Raw genomic sequence first — 18,321 nt, 5'->3', positions numbered from 1 at the left:
ACATGATCGCGCCTGACATGCCGTCATGCGGAAACCTTAGGGGGTGCGTAGTGATGCAAGTAGTTACGCAGCTGCGGTTCGAGCTGGGACACGTCGCCGCCGTTGACCGCATGCCAAAGACGGTTCTCGATCCAGAAGCGATGGGCGAACTCCTCGAACGACGGTGCACACCAGAGGATCGCGGCCAGCTGCTCCTCCGCGTCATCGGGGTCGCTCTCTGTCTCCTCCCCGTCACGCTGAGCCTCGTACTCGTATTCGTAGTCGAGGTGGGAGTGCACCACGAACGCCTCGCCGGAGGAGCGAAGGTAGAGGTACCAGATGACGCAGTCTTGCTGATCCCGCAGGAATCGCACGAGGAAGGAACCAGGCTCGACCGGACTGGGTAGTGGTTGCGAGATGTCGGTCCAGCAGCCAGTCACCGCGACCTCGTCCAGGGAGCCGTACAGATTCGCACTGGTCTGGAAAGTGACGAAGTCCTGCGGCAGAGACAGGCTCCTGGCCGCCAGATCCCCCGCCAAGTCGTTGAGCTTCGCGACCTGCTCAGGGTCCAGGCCTCGGGTGCCACCGAGCCACTGGAAAGCGCCTGTGAACTGGCTGGAGTCGAGCGGCGGCAGGCTCTCGTACGGGTAGCGCTCATAGGTGTAACGGCAGGCGCGGTACTCGCCGAGGTCGGTGGCGCACCACGCGGCGTCGAAGCCGACCGAGGACAGCACGGACCTTGGTTGTTCATCAGGCATCGGAACCCCAGTTGATCACTGCGAGCGGAGTTATCGGCGCCAGCTTGGCAGCCGCCACCGACAACTCCTACAACAGGTGAGCCAGACCGGTTCCCTAGAGCCGGGTCAGGGCGAACGTTGCCTGATGCGGCACTAGCGGATCTGCCGCTACGTTGGCCCTATCGACTCAGTGGGCATGCAAATCTTCAGGCCCCTGCCACTGCGGCAACGTAATCATGAACCCGTACTCCTTGGCGACCTCCTCAAGCTCGGCCGACCATGGCTTGCCTTGCAGCACCTCATTGAAGGCGAGCATTGCCGCGTGGAGGATCCACAGGCAGTACAGCCGGCACGGCACGATCTCCTCGTGGATCGGCGCTTGGCTCACGTGGAACGCTTCACCGTCGTCCTTGAAGAACATCTGTACGCCCGTGGGCGTTGGATGCGTGAAGCGAGACTCTACCGTGTAGAAGCTCCATTCTTTCGTGAGGCCGTAGCCCTTAACCAGGTTCTCGATCTTGACTAGACGCTCATTTGGATCCGCCAAAATTGTTTCATTGACTGTCTTTACAGTCTGTGTCATGACCTCGTAGGCGTCCTGGTAGCGGTCCTTAGTTCCGTCCGCCTTAAGAGCTTTGGCCAGTTGGATCTGATCGCCACGCAGCTTTCGGTTGTAGATATCGCCTATCCGGTCTCCCTGGTCGACGCACCACCGCAGGGTGATCGCGTGTTCCAGTGCGCTCCGCCGATTGGGGGATGCAGCTCCGCACGCGCCGGCCTGGTGCAGCGTGAGGATCGCGCGCACCTGGTGCGCTGCTGCAAAGAAGAGACCCCATCCGATGACTGCGGCCCGGTTCGTGGGGTCGATGCGGGTGTGCAGGTCACCCGTGATCAAGTTTTCGAGACGGATCAGGTCGTCTCTCGGGTCAGGTTCTGTCACTGAGCCATCATGGCGAGCCCATGACTTTGAGCGCCATCATTTTTCGAGATCGTCACACCTGTTGCCATAGGCGGAACCCACGTGCCTGTTCCTCGAATGCGCGGAACTCCGTGGCCCCCCTCATTCCGTCCGTGACGCGCCCTTGAAACTCGCGAACGTACTGGACGCAGCGCGCCGACTTCAACCCCTCTCCGAGTCGCAGCGCGCTCAGAGCGACATCACACCCGCGGCCGATTTCCCCTTGGTTGATGTATGCCTCAGCCTGAACCATCATTGCGAAGAAGTCGCTCCGGTTGTTCAGGCCGTCGCCGAAGATGGAGCCGGTGCCCCGCTCTGCGGCTTCAACGGAGCGCCCCAGATCACGGAAGCAGTGGCCTATCTCGGCTGCAAGCTCCACTTCGTCGAAGTATGCGATGTACGACGGGTCGCTGTCGGCCGTCCGCTGGCTGAGCTTGAGTTCCGCCTCCACAAGGGCCAGGTCGCAGCCCCGTTCATCGCCGAGTCGGGCGAGTGCCCGTGCCTCCATCGCGCGGAACTGTGCGGCCATGGTCGGCCCCAGGGCAGGACCCGGACCTGTGTACGCGGCACGGGCGAGCGTCGCAGCGTCCTGGTACCGCCCCAGGAACGTGGCCTGATGACTCATGGCGGACAAGATGCTTCCGCCGAGAAGCCTGTTACCGGCCGCTTGCGTCATGCGTAGTGCCTGGATGAGGTACCTCTGAGCGATGCCGTGAAGGCCGCTGTCGTACGACATCCAACCGGCGAGTAGGAGCGCTTCCGCCACGGCTGAGTGCAGTTGCCTGCCCACGTCGTCGGAGTACTTCCCATCGAGCATCGGCCGGACATCCGTGTGCAGGTACTGAATCAGCGCCCGCCGGGCATGGCCACCGCCGAACTTGCCGTCGAGCATGCTGAACGCGTCGGCTGTCGAGCGCACCATGTCCACGTCCACCGCGCCAACCGCCCAGTTACCTGTCCGCGTCAGCTCTCCGTCCGGAGGGGCCACGATCCAGCGGAGGGAGGCGGTGTTCCAAGCCGCAGAATCCGGCAGGGCCCGAACCAGCGTCTCAGCGTCGGCAAGGTCGGCACGCCAGAGGTCGGCCACGGTCTCGGCCGTGCTCTCCGGCCTGTCCGCGAAGTCAAGCCCCAACTCAGGCTGCACGGCCGACACTGCCGCGTCACCCATCCCGATGTCATCGATCGTGAGGCGACGCCCCACCTTGCGCCCGATCGCGTCGGCAATGAACTGCGGCATCTTGCCGCGCGGGATGGAGCCCTTGAGCCACCTGGTCACGTACGTGTGGTCACAGGTGACGTCCTCGCCTGACTGAGCGGCAGCGGTGACCACCGCGCGAGCAAGGGACTTGTGAGAGAAGTCGGCTTCCTGCATGAGCGCGGCCAGTCCGGCGTTCCGGTCTGCCATCGAACCCCCAGAGAGCGGCCGTAGTAGCAGCTTGACTCATCGTCACTCTACGCAGGTCAGGGCCACGATGCAGAGGGTTTGCACGTCGGAGTGCACGAGTGCACCCCCAAGTACACGCTCCCGAAGTCCGCTCCATCTGGGGACAGTTGAACCACCACCGCACGAGAGGGCCGACGGGTCCGAGTCGAAAGCCCCGGGTTGACGGCGCGGAATCCATCTGCCAACGTGAGTGGTAGGTAATACACACCACGCAATGATGTGGGGAGTGTACGCCGTCCGTGCAGCGCCCGGAGGGCCCTCGAAAGGGGTTCGAAGGAAGCGCCGGCTCCTTGAGAACTCAACAGAGTGTTGTGAGCTTGACGGGGCTGGCCCCCGTCCCCGTGACGGCCGGGTGATGACCGTCGCCGACCGCTTCCCGTGTCCCGTTGGGGCCCTGGTTGGTGGTCGTTCTGCTGGCACCGAGCAGTGCGAACAGGGTGCCCCGACAGTTCGAGGGTCGGGACCGGTAGGCCGTGGCGACGGCGTCCGGTGAAGTCCTCGGCTCCACTTCTACAGCCCCGGCAACCTGCCGTGAAGGGCGCGGAATCGGATTCCGCCCGGGGCGCGTGGCCTGTCGCTTCCTGCGGTGTTGGCCCCTGATTGCCGGTGCGGCGCACTCCCGGACAAGGACAACGCGCCGCTTCCGGTCTCCCTATCCCGACGTAGTCAGAGGAGAGATCCACCATGCGAATGCGCACATACGTCGCCGGCCAGGAAGCCTACGGCGACTTTGAGTTCGCGGAACTGGCGCTCGGTATCGACGTCGACCTGTTCCGGGGTCCCCTGGAGTCCGAGACGGACGACGAGCGAGCGGCCCGTGAGGACGTGGCCCGTGACGTCCTCGCCGACCTGCGGGCGGAGGCGGAGGCCGGTGACGAGATCGCCGGTTGGGACGCCCTGTACGCCGACGCGCTGACCCGTACGGTGCCGTTCCTGCGCGCCGTTCGCGGCTACCGGGCGGGGACGGGGGAAGCGGCATGAGCGAGACCCGCAACCGCCTGTCGAAAGTGCAGGTCGGTGTTCTGACGGCCGCGTTCGTGCCCATGCTCGCCACGGGCGTGGTCGGCGGTATCGGTACGTACAGCAACATCGGCCACGCCTACGGCACGGGGACCGCGCTCGGTGCGCTCGGTGCCGGTGAGGGTGCCACGGCTGTGCTTGCTCTGGTCCTGCTGGGACTGACCATGCTGGGCCAGTCCTCGCCGCGCGTCGTGCGGGCGGGGCTATGGGCGTTGCCGGCCGCCGCCGCTGTCATGGGCGCCATGGCCGCGCCGGACCCGGGCCGCACGGTCGTCTACGCACTGACCCCGATGGGCATGTCCGTCTCGGCTGAGGGCATGGCGTTCCTGGCCCGCCGGATCGTCGTCCACACCGACGGCCGCGACGCGGAGAACGAACGGCGCACGGCCGACATCGTGCAGGCCCTCGCCTACCACCGGGCGCGTGCCGCCCACCACCCGGTGGATCGGGTGCGGAAGCGGTCCGATCGGGCGTCGTGGCGTTTGGCCCGGAAGGTCGGGGTCGGGGACACCACGCTCGGATCGAGGCTGCTGGATGTCCAGCGTGACCGGATCACCGGCGGCGCGGACGCTGCCCTCGCCTCGATGTTCGGCGCCGCCACCCCGATCTCTCCAGCAGTCACAAATGGGGAGGAATCAGCGGGAAGTAGTCGAGAACGGTCTATCTCTGACCTGCGCGGATCGAGCACGCCCACGGTCGTCCTGACACGGCTTACGGTGCCCGACCCGGTGCCGGTCGATCTCGGAAAGTCGGGCACTGGCATGAAGCCGATGCCCGCCGTCGTCGCGACGGTGAAGCCGGTCCCGATTGCCCCGGCGCCCGCCCGTTCGGTCCTGGCCGCGTCGACCGCACCGTGCCGCGCGACAGGCCGTGTCCCGGCCGCCGCGAAATCGACCCGCCCCCGCCGCACGCCCGAACAGCTCATGGCGGAAGCGCGGAAGGCGACGGCAGGTCTCCCGGACGCGCAGGTGACCGGGGAGGGTATCCGCCGGGCCCTGCGCACCTCGCCCGCCAACGCCCGCATGCTGCGGGACGCCCTTCTTGCCGAACGCGCCGCCGGGGCGGTGACGCCGTGAGTACCCTCGCCGCGCTCTTACCGGTCGTGCCGGCTCTCGGGTGGGCGGTCCATGCCCGGTGGCTGCACGCACGGCTGACCACGGCCCGCTGTGACCCGCTGACCGGCTTGTGGACGCGGGAGGCGTTCACCCGGCGGGCCCGCCGTCTGCTGCGCGACCCGCGCGCCGTGGTCGTGCTGGCGGACGTCGACCACTTCAAGCAGGTCAACGACACCCACGGCCACGCGGCCGGTGATGCCCTGCTCGCCACAGTCGCCGCCCGTCTCGCCCACGGCACCACCCCCGGCGGTGTCGTGGGACGACTTGGCGGGGATGAATTCGCCGCCGTCGTCATCGACCACGAAGGCACGATGCCCGATCGGCTGCACACCCTCGCCCGCGTCCTCGCCCGGCCGGTCGACACCGCCGCCGCAGTGCACACCACGGTGTCGCTGGGGTGGGTACGGGCCGCCGACCACCCGGGTGAGGACCTGTCAGCGCTGCTGCGCCGCGCTGATGAAGCCATGTACGCGGCCAAGCGGTCCGGCCGGTCCGGTCCTCGCCGGGCCCGTCTCGGACGGCTGCTGGAGTCGGTTGCCGGTCGCCGTCCCGGACGGCGCGGCGCGGCATGAGCGCGCTGCCGGTCTTCCGGTGGCACCTCGCCCCGGACGGCTACGCCACCCGCCGTCAACTACGGGCCTGCGACCTGCGCCCCGGCGGACAGGGCGTCGCTGCCCAGCTCGAACGCCCCCGGCGGCGGGGCCGCCCGCCCCTGGTCGCCTACCTGTACCGCGTCGACCTCGCGAAACCAGTCCGACCGATGACCCCGGCACGGTGGGCGGCGCTCGCCAAGGCCAATGCAGCCCGCCGCACCTGTCCCGCGTGCCGCCGGGATGCCGGATACGTCATCCCGCCCACGCTCGGAACCTGCGTGACCTGCGCCTATCCCGAAGAACAGCGCGTCGCTTGAGCCGTCCTGAATCCCGGGTCCGGCCGCCCGACCTTCTACAGCAAGCCGGCCGGACCCTTCGACTCCCAAAGGAGTAGGTACATCGTGACTGAGTCCACCACGTTCACGCCCGCCGGGGATCCGGAGGGCACCGAACAGCCGACGGCAGACGTGCTGCCGTTCCCGCTGAAGAAGACGACCACCCCCGCCCCGGCCGCGCCGGGCGAGGGTGTGGTGAAGCCGGGGGAGTGGGAGGCCGAACTCCCCGACACCGACGACCCGGAGGCCGACGGCCTGTCGGAGGGGACGCCGGTCGACCCGCCGCGCGAGGTCTACCCGCCCTCGGCGGCGGAATGGATGCAGGCCAAGGACAAGGCCCGTCTGCCGGTGCTGCCGGACTGGGTGAAGCTGCCTGACCAGCGCACGGCCGTCCGCAAGTGGGCTGTGCGGCACTACTCGGCCGTGGCCGGCTATCACGCGCTTCGCCTGCCGCTGGTCTACACGCCGAAGATCTGCATGTACTCGCCGCGCGGCGCGTGGCGGTGGTCGACCGCGATCGGCCGGTGGGTCTTCGACGCAGAGGGCAAGACGTTGCGGCTTGCCGCCGTGGCGAACGAGGACGCGGGCGAGTACCTGAAGCTGTCGCGGCAGCGCAACGACCGCGTCCGGCTGCGGGGGATCGTGGCCACGATCGGCGGTTTCATCGGTCTGGCCGCCGCGCTGACCCTGTACGTCATGGCGCCGTCGTGGCTGCTCATGCTGGCCGTGGCGACGCTGACCACCACCCTCGGTGCGGCCGGGGCGCCGGCCGACCGGCCGCTCATCGACATGGCCAAGGTGACGTTCCGCAAGCGGCGGCTGTCCTCCGACATCGTCATCCGCGCCCATGAGGCGTCCGGGCTGACCACCAAGGATCAGACCATCGCGTTCCCGCGCCCGATCGGCCGTGACGGCGACGGGTGGCGGGTCGTGGTGGACCTGCCGTACGGCAAGACGTTCGAGGACGCCGTGAAGGCTCACGCCCGTCTCGCCTCTGGCATGGACATCGCCCCGACCCAACTCTTCCTCGACAAGGACGAGACAAGCGGGCGGCGGGTGTCGTACTGGATCGCCGACCGTGACCCGCTCGCCGTTCCGTCGGGCAAGTCGCCGCTGCTGGGGGCGACGCGGGTGGACTTCTGGAAGCCCTTCCCGTGGGGCGTGGACGAGCGGGGCAACCCGGTCATGGCCACGATGCTGTGGCTGTCCCTGCTGGTCGGCGCCGTGCCGCGTCAGGGCAAGACGTTCTCCGCCCGCGCGATCGCGCTGGCCGCCGCGTTGGACCCGTACGTGCGGCTGTACGTGTTCGACGGCAAGGCGTCACCGGACTGGCGCATGTTCGCCAAGGTCGCCCACCGCATCGGGTTCGGGATCGTGCCGAAGAACGGGGTCGACCCGGTTCAGCACCTCCTGACCTCGCTGCGGGAGCTGAAGGCGGACGTCGAGGACCGATACCACCGGCTGTCGGAACTACCGCTGCACGTCTGCCCGGAGGGCAAGCTCACCCCGGAGATCAGCCGGGACAAGAAGCTGAACATGCCCCTGACGCTGTTCGTGGTGGATGAGGTGCAGGAGTACCTGACCCACCCCGAGCACGGCAAGGAGATCCTGGCCCTGATGGTCTACCTCGCCCGCGTCGCCCCGGCCGTCGGCGTCTCGGTGATGACCGCGACGCAGAAGCCGGACGACAAGGCATGCCCGTCGGAGCTGCGTGACCAGCATCAGGCCCGGTTCGCCCTGCGGGTCGGCGCCTACCAGGTCTCGGACACCATCCTCGGTGCCGGCTCGTACTCGGAGGGGCTGGACGCGTCCAAGCTGCTGAAGTCCCACAAGGGCGTCGGGCTGCTCAAGGGCATGTCCGACGACTCCGGGATCGTGCGTACCTACCTCGCCGACGGCCGCGACGCCGACCGCATCCTGACCCGCGCTGCTGCCTTGCGCGAGGCCGAAGGGACGCTGTCCGGCGACGCGGCTGGCGAGGCCCCGGCACCGGAGACGTCCGCGACGATCCTTGACGACGTCGCCGCCGTGCTCGGCAAGGGCGAGGCCAAGGTGTGGTCCGAGACCATCGTGGACCGGCTCGCCGACCTGCGCCCGGACGTCTACGGCCCGTGGGCAGAGCTGGAGTCCAAGCCCAAGGCCGAAGCGCTCACCGCCGCGCTCAAGCCGTTCGGTATCGGCACCGTGCAGATCAGCCGACGCATCGACGGCGAGGGACAGGTCAACAAGCGCGGCATCAAGCGGGACGACATCGCCACCGCGATTACGGAGCGCAACCGGAAGAGGGATGCCGGATAGGTCGCGGAGGGTGCTACCGGTAGCGGCTGGCGTCGCTACCGGTAGCAACCCTGCTAGCGACCCAAACGGGACCTGATCAGGTCGCTAGCGCGTAGCGGCCCACCTGCGGAAACCCCTCCAACCCCTCTGAGAGGCCCCTGATGAGCCTTGCCGTGCTCGCTACTGCCTTCCTGCTGATCGTCACCCTCTGCTATGTCGCCAAGTGCTGGCTGAGCCCGTTCGGGGACTGCCGCCGGTGCGGCGGCATGGGTCACGCCCTCACCACCGACCGCAAGGGCAAGACCAAGCGCGGCAAGGACTGCCGTCGCTGCCACGCCACCGGCAGGCGCATACGCGTCGGCCGCTGGATCTACAACCGCGCCGCGCGCACCTACCGCGCCGGCACCCGCTGACCCCGCCCGGGAGGCTCCGTGACCCTCACCATCCCGCTCGTTCTGCTGCTCGCCGTCGTCGTCGGCCTGCTACTGCGCTTCAAGGCCGTCGGCGCTGGCGTGGTGGTCGTCGTCGCCCTGTTCGGGTTCTACCTCGCCCACACTGGCGCGGCCGACACCGTCAGCCAGCTCGTCACCGCCCTCACCGACGCCCTACCCGGCATCAGTCGCTGACAGCAAGGGAGACCAGCACCGTGAACGAACCCACCGCGTACGGCCGCCCGGCCGGACATCGCACGGCGGCCGTGGAAGTCCACACCCCCACCCCGCTCACCCCCGCGCATGCCGCCCCGCTCACGCCTATACAGCCGGGCACCATCCCGACCGTGGCGAGCGTCGTGCTGCCCGACGGCCGCGTCGTCACCGGCTACGCCATCGAGCCCGCCAAGCCCGAACCCGTCGTCGCCAAGCCGACCGTCTCCCGCGCGGCGGTGAACATCGCCCTCGGAGGCGTCGGATTCCTCGCCGTGTGCGGCGGACTGCTGCTGCTCACCTCGTTCATCGCCGCCCTGACCGCGCTCGTGACGCAGCTCGTCATCCTCGCCGCGGTCATCTTCGGCGGCTGGATCGCCGTGCAGGTCTTCAGCACGAACGGCCACCGGGACGGGACCACGGTCAACATCCGCAAGGCCGTCATCAAGCGGAACAAGTTCTACGGCTGACAAAAGGAGATCAACAGCCATGGCCAAGCGCAATATTGCCCGTCGTGCCACCTGGTACCCCGTGATCGATGACCGCCGGGACAACGGGCGGCGGCTGACCTCTCACCAGGCAGCGGCCGGCATCCGTGGCGCACGCAGGCAGCCGAGCAAGGTCGTGGACGCCGTCCACGTCTACGCCACCTCCGACCGCGACGGGACGCCGCTTCACATCGGATACGTCCACTACACGCCCGGCTACTGGACCGGCGTCACCGACGTCATCGACGTCTACGAGATCCCCACCGACGCGCTGACCGACCTCTGAACACGCCCGTGGGCGGTGGCACTCCCGGACAAGGACAACCCACCGCCCACGGTCTCCGATCCCGACGTAGCAGAACAGGAGACCTACAGCATGACACCTGACTGCAAGGCCCGGCGCCCCGTCGACGGGGACCCTCCGAACGGCGGCCATCTACGTACTGCCCTCGCCCTTGCGGCGGCCGGTGTGCCGGTCCTGCCCCTGCGACAGGGCAAGGTCCCATTCGGTAACTGCCGTACGTGCAGGGGCAACACGTGCGGCGGGCGGCCTAGCATGAAGACGGCGGGCCCGTGCCGGTGCCCGGCGCCGTGCCACGCGTGGGCCGCCGCGACCGCCGACGCGCACGTTCTCACCTCGCCCGCGTGGGTGCCGGTATGGCGCGAGGCTGTGGCGGTCGCCTACCACCCCGGCGGGGCCGGGCTGACCGTGGTCGACCTCGACAACGCGGCGGCCGTCGCATGGGCCCGCGACACCCTGCCCGCCACCCGCGCCGTGCCGACGACACGCGGTGAGCACTGGCTCTACCGGGGAGCCATGCCGTCATCGAACGCCGTCCGGCCGGGCATCGACATCAAATCCCTCATGTCCTACGCCCGCTGGCTCGGGCCCGGAACCGGCCGCATGGCCGTTCTCCCGTCGGCCGTGCGCGCCTTGCCGGTGAAGGAAGACACCACCCCCGCCCCGGGGGAGGTGGCATCTTCCCTTCCTGCCCGCGCCACGTGGTCGCGGCAGGTGGCCAACGGGTGCCGCCACACCGAGCGCTACGTCCGCACCGGCCTCGAACGCGGCCTCGCCCTCGTTCGGGCCCGCACCGAATCCGGCGCCGGATCAAAGGCGTTCGGCGTCGCCCGGTTCCTCGCCGCACAACACACCGCGTGCCCCGGACCGTGCGGACTCGCCGCGATCGGCGAGGAAATCGTGACGGCCGCCGTCTCGGTAGGCGTCCCGGAGACCTACGCCCGCCGCGCGGTCGCCAACGGCCTTGAGACGGCTGTGGGGCGCGCGGCATGAACAAAGCATCCCGAACCATCCCGAACGGCCCTCAGGGCGCCGTACAGGGCCCGCCACGGCCTGCCGTAGGCGAACCGAAGGTCGCCGCCCGCAAGGGCGTCCTCTCTGCCGTTGGTTCTGACCCGCAGACGGCCACCATCACCGGCACCACCCCGGGGCTTGAGATCCAGTGCGAGGGCGTACCGGTCGCGGACTGGATCTGTCCCTGCGGGCATCACGAACGCGCCCGGGGCCGGGCCGCCGTCATCAGGCTGACGACCCGCGTCCGCGTCGGAGTCTGCCCCCACACCACCACCGCCGAAGGGAGGGAGGCCGCATGAATCCACAACCTGTGGACAGCCCCGACCTGTGGGCCGGACTGCCCACCCTGACAGAACCGCCCGGCGAGGACGATACGGCGCAAGACGTGTGGGATGACCCTATTCCCCTCACCGGTCGTCGTGAGCGTCCGCCGTTCCCCGCCCGCGTTCTCCCTGCCTGGTTGGGGGAGTTCGTGGCGGCCGTCGCGGAAGAGACACAGACCCCGGTGGACCTCGCCGGTTCGGTCGCACTCGCCGTGCTCGCCACGGCGGCCGGCGGCCGGTCGGTGGTCCATGTCCGCGGGAACTGGCGGGAGCCAACCAATCTGTTCACGGTGGTGGCCCTCCCGCCCGCCAACCGCAAGTCCGCCGTATTTGCGTTGCTGACCAATCCCCTCTATGAGGCGGAGAAACAGCTCAAGACCGCGATGAAGCCCGTGATCGTGGAAGCGGAGCTGACGGCGAGACTGGCCAAGGAAGCGGCTGACAAGGCCGCCGCCAAGGCCGCGTCCGCCGACGGCGACAAGCGCGATGACATGGTGGCTACCGCCGTGGGCCTCGCGCAGGCCGCCGACACCCTCACCGTCCCCGCCGAACCGGTCCTGTTGGCGGACGACTCGACGCCCGAGACGGTCACCTCGCTCATGGCCGAACAGGGCGGTCGGCTGTCGGTGATGAGCGCGGAAGGCGGCATTTTCGACATCATCGCCGGCCGCTACTCCGGCGCCCCCAACATGGAAGTCTTCCTGAAAGGGCATGCCGGGGACCGGCTGAGGGTGAACCGGCAGACCCGCCGCGAGTACATCGACGCCCCGGCCCTCACTATCGGTCTCGCCGTGCAGCCGGACGTCCTGCGGGACATCGGCAAGGTGAAAGGGTTCGAGGGACGCGGACTGCTGGCCCGCTTCCTGTACTCCTTGCCGGTGTCCACGGTCGGTGACCGCGAGATCATCACCGACCCGGTCCCCGAACAGATCGCCGCCACCTACACCGCCCGGGTCATCGACCTCACCCTGTCCCTGGCGGAGTGGACCGACCCGGCCGTCATCCAGCTCACCCCCGAAGCGGACGCGGCCCTGATCGCCTACCAACAGCGCATCGAACCGCAGCTCAAGGCACGCGGCGGCACGCTGGGCCACATCTCCAACTGGGCCGGAAAGCTCGCCGGAGCAACCGCCCGCATGGCCGCACTGCTGCACCTCGCCGAACACGGCGGCAACGGCTACGCCCACCCCGTCACCGACGCCACCATGCGCGCGGCCATCGAACTGGGGGAGTACTACACCGCCCACGCCCTTGCCGCGTTCGACGTCATGGGCGCCGACCCGGTCCTTTCCCGCGCCCGCAGCGTCCTGGAAGCGCTGAGGGACAACCGGTGGGAGGACGTCAGCCGCCGGGACGTCTTCAGCGTCCTGTCCCGCAGCGAGGTGCCCACCATCGCCGACCTCGAACCCGCCCTCGCCCTGCTGGAAGACCACGGATACCTGCGGTCCTACCAACCCGAGCGCACCGGCAAGCGCGGACGGCCACCGGCACCCCGCCTACTGACCCACCCCGCCCTGCACCACGGCGGCCGGTGACCCCGTTCCGCCCCCAACCCCTCCCGCACAAACCGCAAAATCCGCAATAAAGCCAGGACCCCCCGCTGACCTGCGACGGAGCCCCACCCGGACCCCGGACGGGGCCCCGTCGCACAATCCCGCGATATTCCGCAAAAATCCGAGCCCCACCCCGCCCGCCGGGACCGGCTGCCGGCCGCTCCTGATTTTTGCGGAATATTGCGGGTTTCTGCGGAGCACCCCCGCCTGCCACCCGCACACCGCAACATCGCAGGTCAACGGCCTACACCGGGTTTTCTGCGGATTTTGCGGTTTGTGCGGCGGCATCTGCCCGTGAACTCAGCCTTACAGGAGTGAGAAGTGGACGAACCGACGACCTTCCCCCTCGCCCCCGCCGATGACCCGACCCTTGTCCTCCTCACCGTCGAGGAGGCTGCCCGCCGCCTCCGCATCGGCCGGACGACGTGCTACGCGCTCATCCGCACCGGAGAGCTGGAGTCCGTACCCGTCGGCCGTCTCCGCCGCGTCCCCGCCGACGCCCCGGCCGCCTACGTCACCCGTCTCCGCAACGCCCAACGCGCCGCCTGACGACGCCCGGGGCGGCGGCACTCCCGGACAAGGACAACCCGCCGCCCCGGTACCCATCCCGACACCAAGAACAGGAGCCTGCCTGTGGCAGAGCAAGAGAAGCGCACTCGACAGCCGAACGGACGCAGTTCGATCTACTTCGGCAAAGACGGCAAGTGGCACGGTCGGGTCACCGTCGGTGTTCGTGACGACGGCAAGCCGGACCGGCGTCACGTCGAACGGAAGACCCGTGCAGAGGTCACGGAGGCCGTACGAGAGCTTGAGCGGCAACGCGATGCCCAGACCGTGCGCAAGCCGGGCAAGCCCTGGACGGTCAAGGCGTGGCTGACGCACTGGATTGAGAACGTCGCACCCCTCACGGCCAACGACAACACGATGGTGGGGTACGGCGTCTCTGTACGGAAGCACCTCATTCCCGGCTTGGGCGCCCACCGACTCGACAAGCTCAAGCCGGAGCACATCGAAGCGTTCTACGTGAAGATGCAGGCAACCGGCAGCAAGCCCGCGACGGCCCATCACGCGCACCGCACGCTTCGCGCTGCCCTCAACGAGGCGGTACGGCGCGGCCATCTCGGGAGGAATCCGGTCCTGTTGGCAAAGGCTCCGAAGGTGGACGAGTACGAGGTGGAGCCCTACAACGTGCAGGAAGTGCAACGTCTGCTGAGGGCAGCGAGCCAGCACCGCAACTCCGCACGCTGGGCTGTAGCGCTCGCTCTCGGACTACGGCAGGGGGAAGTGCTGGGCCTGAAGTGGCAGGACGTAGAACTTGAGGGTGGGTTCCTGGTCGTCCGCCGCAGTCGGCACCGCCCGCAGTACGCGCACGGGTGCCCGGAATCCTGCGGACGCAAGGCCGGGTACTGCCCGCAGAGGCGACGCAGCAACCCGGAGACGTCCACCACCAAGTCACGCGCCGGCCGTCGCGCCGTCGGTCTCCCGGAACAGCTCGTGGACTTGCTGAGAACCCACCGTGAGGCACAGGACGCGGAACGGAAGTCGGCCGGGAATCGCTGGGTGGAAGGCGGGTGGGTGTTCCCCGATGAAGACGGGCGCATCGCTTCGCACCGGAAGGACTGGGCTGAGTGGAAGGCTCTACTGGCTGAGGCGAACGTCCGGGACGGACGTCTGCACGACGCCCGCCACACGGCCGCCACGGTCCTGCTCATTCTCGGGGTGCCTGAGCGCGCTGTCATGGGTCTCATGGGATGGTCGACAACGGCCATGGCCGCCCGCTATCAGCACATGGTCGACGCGGTGCGGACTGAGGTGGCGAAACAGGTCGACGGTCTGATCTGGAAGCCGGGGACGGACGGGACGGATGACGGCGACGATGGCGCCGCCGGCGTTCTCGTGCCGGTCAACTGAGACGGGAACTGAGACGGACAGACAGATGGGGCGCCCCTCGGAAGAGGTGCGCCCCGTTCTTTTTCCTGGTCAAGCGGTGGAGGCCGTGGCGGGAATCGAACCCACGTAACTCGATTTGCAGTCGAGCCCCTGAACCACTCGGGCACACGGCCGTGCGTCGTTGACGTATCCCGACCATAGGCGGCCCCGCCCGGGGCGGGTCAACGGATCGGGCGGGGCCGCAACAGGACTGCCATACGCCGTTCACGAAGGGCGCGGAAACCCCCCGCTCGACAGGAACTCCTCCACCACCGGGCGGAACAGGGCGGGTTCGTCCACCCAGGGGTAGTGGCCGACGGCGTGCAGCGGCCGCAGGCGGGCGTGCGGGAAGGAGTCCGCGACGACCTCGCCGGCGCGCATGCCGGTGACCGCGTCGCGGTCACCGGTGAGGACGAGGACCGGGCAGGTCACCTCCCGCAGCCGGTCGAGGAGGGACTGCCGGGCCTGCTCGTCGACACCCTGCCAGAAGCCGGCGCGGGGGACCGGGTGCAACTGGGCGCCCTCGGCGGCGGCATGGGCGCGCTGCGCGGCGTCCCAGCGGCCGTACGCCATGGGGGCGACCCGCAGCAGCAGTTCCCGGACCCGGTCGAGGTCGTCGGCGGTCTCCAACTCGGCCAGCGCCGCCACGGCTTCCGGCCACCAGGGCTCGCCGGCCCGGCTCTCGAAGATCGCGCGGGCGTCCTCGGGGAGGGCGCCCTGCAGGCGCGAGCCGGGCGTGACCAGGACGAGGTGGGTCAGCCGGTCGCCGTACTCGGCGGCGTACGCCTGCGCGGTCGCCGCGGCGGCGTCGTGCGCGAGCAGTGCGAAGCGCTCCAGGCCGAGATGGCGGCGCAGCGCCTCCACGTCCTGCGCGAGCCGCGGGAAGGAGTACGCCATCGGGTCGGCGGCCGGCGCGGTGTCCCCGGTGCCGCGGCTGTCCGGGACGACGAGGCGTCTGACGCTGTCCAGCCCGGCCAGGTCCTCCAGGTACGCGGCGTCGCGCCCGGGTCCCCCGGCGAGCGCGAGGAGGACCGGGCCCTCGCCCCGGTCGCGGTAGGCGATCTCGGTTCCGTCGTACGAAGTGCAGTGCGGCATGGCGTACGCCTTCCCGGCATGGCCCGGGCCATCTCCGGTCCTAGGCCGAAAGGCCGACCCCGGCGTCCGTGGACGCCAGGGGCAAGATGCGTCTACGCCCCTTACCCTGTCGTGGTGACGACCGCCGAAGCCGAGCCGATTCCCGGCAATTCAGACAGACCTCTGCTCCTTGAGCCGGACACCGGCACCGACACCGTGCTGGGCAGCCGCTACCGCGCGCTGACCCTCGCCATGGTCTCGGTGGTCCTGCTCATCGCCTTCGAGGCCACCGCCGTCGGTACGGCCATGCCGGTCGCCGCGCGCGAGCTGGACGGCTTGCCGCTGTACGCCTTCGCCTTCTCCGGCTACTTCACCACCTCGCTGTTCGCGATGGTCGTCAGCGGGCAGTGGTCGGACCGCAGCGGCCCGCTCGCGCCGCTCGTCGCCGGCATCGGGGCCTTCGCGGCCGGCCTGCTGATCTCCGGCGCCGCCCAGTCGATGTGGCTGTTCGTCCTCGGCCGCGCCGTGCAGGGGATCGGCGGCGGGCTCGTCATCGTCGCCCTGTACGTCGTCGTGAGCCTGGCCTATCCGGAACGGCTGCGGCCCGCCGTCATGGCCGGCTTCGCCGCGTCCTGGGTGCTGCCCTCCATCGTCGGCCCTCTCGTGGCGGGCACGGTCACCGAGCAGTTCGGCTGGCGCTGGGTCTTCCTCTCCATCCCGGTCCTGATCGTGCCGCCGCTGCTCATCGGCCTGCCCGCGATGCGCCGGATGCCCGTCCAGCCGCCCCCGGACGACCGGCGCGCCCCCGACGGCCGCCGCATCCGGCTCGCGCTCGCGGTCTCGGCGGGCGCCGGTCTGCTGCAGTACGCCGGTCAGGACCTGCGGCCGCTGTCCCTGGTCCTCGCGGCGGCCGGCGCGGCCCTCATCGTCCCGGCGGCCCTGGAACTGCTGCCGCGCGGCACGATCCGCGCCGCACGCGGGCTCCCGTCGGTGGTCCTGCTGCGCGGCGTCGCCTCGGGCACCTTCCTCGGCGCCGAGACCTTCGTGCCGCTCATGCTCGTCACCCAGCGGCACCTGTCGCCGACGCTGGCCGGGCTCTCCCTCGCGTCCGGCGGCATCACCTGGGGCATCGGCTCCTGGATCCAGGGCCGCCCCCGCCTCGAACCGTACCGGGACCGCATGGTCGTCACCGGCATGTTCCTCATGGCCGCCGCCATCGCCGGTGCGGCCCTGCCGCTCGTCTCCGCCGCCCCGGTCTGGAGCGCGGCCGCCGCGTGGGCCGTGGGCGGCCTCGGGGCGGGCCTGGTCATCTCCTCCCTGAGCGTCATCCTCTTCAAGCTCTCCGCCCCCTCCGAGGCCGGCGCCAACTCCGCGGCGCTCCAGGTCTCCGACGCCCTGGCCAGCGTCGTCCTCGTCGCCGCCGCCGGCACCGCGTTCGCCGCCCTGGGCGGGGCGACGGGCGCCTTCGCGGCCGTCTTCCTGCCGCTGGCCGCGCTCAGCCTCGCCGGCGTCGCCGTGGCGGCACGGCTCCGTCCGAAATCCGGGTGAGCCGAGCGCGCCGGGGGACTACCGTCGCGGTGTGAAAGAGCTGACCCTCGTCTTCACCGACGCCGAGTGGGAGTCCCTCGACGACCTGGCCGACGCGCACGGCGTCCCGGTCGCCGAGCTGGTGCGCACGGCGGTACGCGCCTACCAGGACGCGGAGGCGGCCCGCGCCGCGGCGTCCGGGGCGGCCCTCGCGGACGCCCACGCGGATCTGCTGCGCAGGCTCGGGGAGTGAGTGTGCGCCATCTCACTGTGGACGAGGTCACGGAGCTCGCCCGGCTCGCGTGCGGCGGCGAACCGCCCGCGGTGCGCGAACCCGGGCTGCTCGCGTCGGCCGTCCACCGCCCGCGCGCCCGCATGTTCGGCGTCGCCGCGTACGGGGACCTCTACGCGTGCGCGGGCGCTCTTTTGCACGGCATCGCCGCCAATCACCCGCTCGTCGACGGCAACAAGCGGACCGCGTGGCTTGCGGCGGCGGTTCTGCTCGACCTCAACGGGGTCGACCTGCGGTCGGCCGACCAGGGGGCGGCCTACGAGCTCGTGATCGAGGTCGCCTCCGGCGCGGTCGGGGACCCCGGTTCCATCGGCCAGCGTCTGCGTGCCCTGGCGACCCGATAGGTTTTTTCCCCGCCCTCCCGCCCGTGTGCCCCAGGAAGTCTGTGCGCCCCGGCGCGCGTTTCGTGGGGGCCGGGTGCGGGGCCTCCGGGGCTGGCCATTCTGGACAGCACATTTCGGTGCCTCGGGCACTCGCCGTTGATCACCCCGGGTTGTGCACCCAAATATGCTCCACAGTCCAGAACGCCCACCCCTCCGACCCCGCCCCCTCCGTTTCGTATCGCGCCTGATCCCCGGTGGGGGGTAGAAGCGGCACCGTGCCTGGGGCCGCCCGTTGGCGCAGCGCTCAGGCAACCGGGGTCACCCGGACCGCCTTCTTACCCCCCTCCGGGGCTCAGGCGCGGACACAACGGAGGGGGAGGGGAGGTGGGGGCACC

At 69.8% G+C, this 18,321-nt stretch carries 20 protein-coding genes and 1 tRNA gene; 16 read left to right on the top strand and 5 right to left on the bottom strand.

All coding sequences use genetic code 11. The annotated features are described in order from the left end of the window. Positions 1-23: 23 nt before the first annotated feature. The 3 genes from PV364_RS34000 to PV364_RS33990 all read right to left on the bottom strand — a co-directional run bounded on the left by PV364_RS34000 (position 24) and on the right by PV364_RS33990 (position 3,079). Positions 24-713, bottom strand: a complete 690-nt coding sequence (locus tag PV364_RS34000) for a hypothetical protein (RefSeq protein ID WP_319664505.1) — start codon at positions 711-713, stop codon at positions 24-26. 190 nt (positions 714-903) lie between these two features. Then, positions 904-1,656 (bottom strand): DUF5677 domain-containing protein, encoded by a 753-nt coding sequence (locus PV364_RS33995; protein WP_319664503.1) that lies wholly within the window; start codon positions 1,654-1,656, stop codon positions 904-906. A 52-nt stretch (positions 1,657-1,708) separates the two neighbouring features. Beyond that, positions 1,709-3,079: a hypothetical protein gene (locus PV364_RS33990; RefSeq protein WP_319664502.1), complete on the bottom strand. Its 1,371-nt coding sequence runs from the start codon at positions 3,077-3,079 to the stop codon at positions 1,709-1,711. A 729-nt stretch (positions 3,080-3,808) separates the two neighbouring features. Between PV364_RS33990 and PV364_RS33985 the strand changes: the two genes are divergently transcribed. The 13 genes from PV364_RS33985 to PV364_RS33925 all read left to right on the top strand — a co-directional run bounded on the left by PV364_RS33985 (position 3,809) and on the right by PV364_RS33925 (position 14,692). Further along, on the top strand, positions 3,809-4,099 hold the full coding sequence (locus tag PV364_RS33985) for a hypothetical protein (RefSeq protein ID WP_319664549.1): 291 nt from the start codon (positions 3,809-3,811) through the stop codon (positions 4,097-4,099). Next, positions 4,096-5,214, top strand: coding sequence for a conjugal transfer protein (locus PV364_RS33980; protein WP_319664501.1), 1,119 nt, complete (start codon positions 4,096-4,098; stop codon positions 5,212-5,214). Before PV364_RS33985 ends, PV364_RS33980 begins: the two co-directional genes overlap by 4 nt. Next, positions 5,211-5,825: a GGDEF domain-containing protein gene (locus tag PV364_RS33975; RefSeq protein WP_319664500.1), complete on the top strand. Its 615-nt coding sequence runs from the start codon at positions 5,211-5,213 to the stop codon at positions 5,823-5,825. Before PV364_RS33980 ends, PV364_RS33975 begins: the two co-directional genes overlap by 4 nt. Then, entirely contained in the window at positions 5,822-6,163 is a 342-nt protein-coding gene (locus PV364_RS33970; RefSeq protein WP_319664499.1) for an RRQRL motif-containing zinc-binding protein, read from the top strand. Before PV364_RS33975 ends, PV364_RS33970 begins: the two co-directional genes overlap by 4 nt. 84 nt (positions 6,164-6,247) lie before the next feature. Continuing rightward, entirely contained in the window at positions 6,248-8,479 is a 2,232-nt protein-coding gene (locus PV364_RS33965; protein WP_319664496.1) for a cell division protein FtsK, read from the top strand. Between the two features lie 140 nt (positions 8,480-8,619). Beyond that, entirely contained in the window at positions 8,620-8,871 is a 252-nt protein-coding gene (locus PV364_RS33960; protein WP_319664495.1) for a hypothetical protein, read from the top strand. 18 nt (positions 8,872-8,889) lie between these two features. Continuing rightward, positions 8,890-9,084 (top strand): hypothetical protein, encoded by a 195-nt coding sequence (locus PV364_RS33955; protein ID WP_319664494.1) that lies wholly within the window; start codon positions 8,890-8,892, stop codon positions 9,082-9,084. 20 nt (positions 9,085-9,104) lie between these two features. Beyond that, positions 9,105-9,572 carry a hypothetical protein gene (locus PV364_RS33950; RefSeq protein ID WP_319664493.1) on the top strand — a complete coding sequence of 156 codons (468 nt, stop codon included), beginning with the start codon at positions 9,105-9,107 and terminating at the stop codon, positions 9,570-9,572. 19 nt (positions 9,573-9,591) lie between these two features. Next, positions 9,592-9,876: a hypothetical protein gene (locus PV364_RS33945; RefSeq protein ID WP_319664492.1), complete on the top strand. Its 285-nt coding sequence runs from the start codon at positions 9,592-9,594 to the stop codon at positions 9,874-9,876. 90 nt (positions 9,877-9,966) lie between these two features. Then, a complete protein-coding gene (locus tag PV364_RS33940) occupies positions 9,967-10,884 on the top strand; it encodes a bifunctional DNA primase/polymerase (protein WP_319664489.1) in 918 nt (305 codons plus the stop codon). 331 nt (positions 10,885-11,215) lie between these two features. Beyond that, on the top strand, positions 11,216-12,763 hold the full coding sequence (locus tag PV364_RS33935; RefSeq protein ID WP_319664548.1) for a YfjI family protein: 1,548 nt from the start codon (positions 11,216-11,218) through the stop codon (positions 12,761-12,763). A 339-nt stretch (positions 12,764-13,102) separates the two neighbouring features. Beyond that, the gene (locus tag PV364_RS33930; protein ID WP_319664488.1) at positions 13,103-13,330 is read left to right on the top strand and encodes a helix-turn-helix domain-containing protein; all 228 of its coding nucleotides are present in this window, start codon (positions 13,103-13,105) and stop codon (positions 13,328-13,330) included. An 84-nt stretch (positions 13,331-13,414) separates the two neighbouring features. Continuing rightward, complete coding sequence (locus tag PV364_RS33925; protein WP_319664486.1) at positions 13,415-14,692, top strand: site-specific integrase; 1,278 nt, start codon at positions 13,415-13,417, stop codon at positions 14,690-14,692. Between the two features lie 77 nt (positions 14,693-14,769). Here PV364_RS33925 and PV364_RS33920 read toward each other — a convergent pair. Together PV364_RS33920 and PV364_RS33915 are read right to left on the bottom strand one after the other, a co-directional pair. Next, a tRNA-Cys gene (locus PV364_RS33920) sits at positions 14,770-14,844 on the bottom strand. 91 nt (positions 14,845-14,935) lie between these two features. After that, complete coding sequence (locus PV364_RS33915) at positions 14,936-15,805, bottom strand: alpha/beta hydrolase (protein WP_319664485.1); 870 nt, start codon at positions 15,803-15,805, stop codon at positions 14,936-14,938. A gap of 111 nt (positions 15,806-15,916) precedes the next feature. Here PV364_RS33915 and PV364_RS33910 point away from each other — a divergent pair, with 111 nt between their 5' ends. From PV364_RS33910 to PV364_RS33900, 3 genes are read left to right on the top strand one after another with little or no spacing between them, the layout of a single operon-like run. After that, a complete protein-coding gene (locus PV364_RS33910) occupies positions 15,917-17,332 on the top strand; it encodes an MFS transporter (RefSeq protein ID WP_401979517.1) in 1,416 nt (471 codons plus the stop codon). Positions 17,333-17,363: 31 nt separating this feature from the next. Then, positions 17,364-17,564 (top strand): hypothetical protein, encoded by a 201-nt coding sequence (locus tag PV364_RS33905; RefSeq protein WP_319664484.1) that lies wholly within the window; start codon positions 17,364-17,366, stop codon positions 17,562-17,564. 2 nt (positions 17,565-17,566) lie between these two features. Beyond that, the gene (locus PV364_RS33900) at positions 17,567-17,947 is read left to right on the top strand and encodes a type II toxin-antitoxin system death-on-curing family toxin (protein ID WP_319664482.1); all 381 of its coding nucleotides are present in this window, start codon (positions 17,567-17,569) and stop codon (positions 17,945-17,947) included. Positions 17,948-18,321: the final 374 nt, after the last annotated feature.

The sequence above is a fragment of the Streptomyces sp. MI02-7b genome (assembly GCF_033793585.1).
In the GTDB taxonomy this organism is placed as follows: domain Bacteria; phylum Actinomycetota; class Actinomycetes; order Streptomycetales; family Streptomycetaceae; genus Actinacidiphila.
This window is presented reverse-complemented; position numbering and strand designations above follow the sequence as displayed.

Coding starts and splice junctions, on each gene's coding strand:
- PV364_RS33990 (WP_319664502.1), bottom strand. CDS start 3,079: ATGGCAGACCGGAACGCCGGACTGGCCGCGCTCATGCAGGAAGCCGAC.
- PV364_RS33985 (WP_319664549.1), top strand. CDS start 3,809: ATGCGCACATACGTCGCCGGCCAGGAAGCCTACGGCGACTTTGAGTTC.
- PV364_RS33980 (WP_319664501.1), top strand. CDS start 4,096: ATGAGCGAGACCCGCAACCGCCTGTCGAAAGTGCAGGTCGGTGTTCTG.
- PV364_RS33970 (WP_319664499.1), top strand. CDS start 5,822: ATGAGCGCGCTGCCGGTCTTCCGGTGGCACCTCGCCCCGGACGGCTAC.
- PV364_RS33960 (WP_319664495.1), top strand. CDS start 8,620: ATGAGCCTTGCCGTGCTCGCTACTGCCTTCCTGCTGATCGTCACCCTC.
- PV364_RS33945 (WP_319664492.1), top strand. CDS start 9,592: ATGGCCAAGCGCAATATTGCCCGTCGTGCCACCTGGTACCCCGTGATC.
- PV364_RS33940 (WP_319664489.1), top strand. CDS start 9,967: ATGACACCTGACTGCAAGGCCCGGCGCCCCGTCGACGGGGACCCTCCG.
- PV364_RS33915 (WP_319664485.1), bottom strand. CDS start 15,805: ATGCCGCACTGCACTTCGTACGACGGAACCGAGATCGCCTACCGCGAC.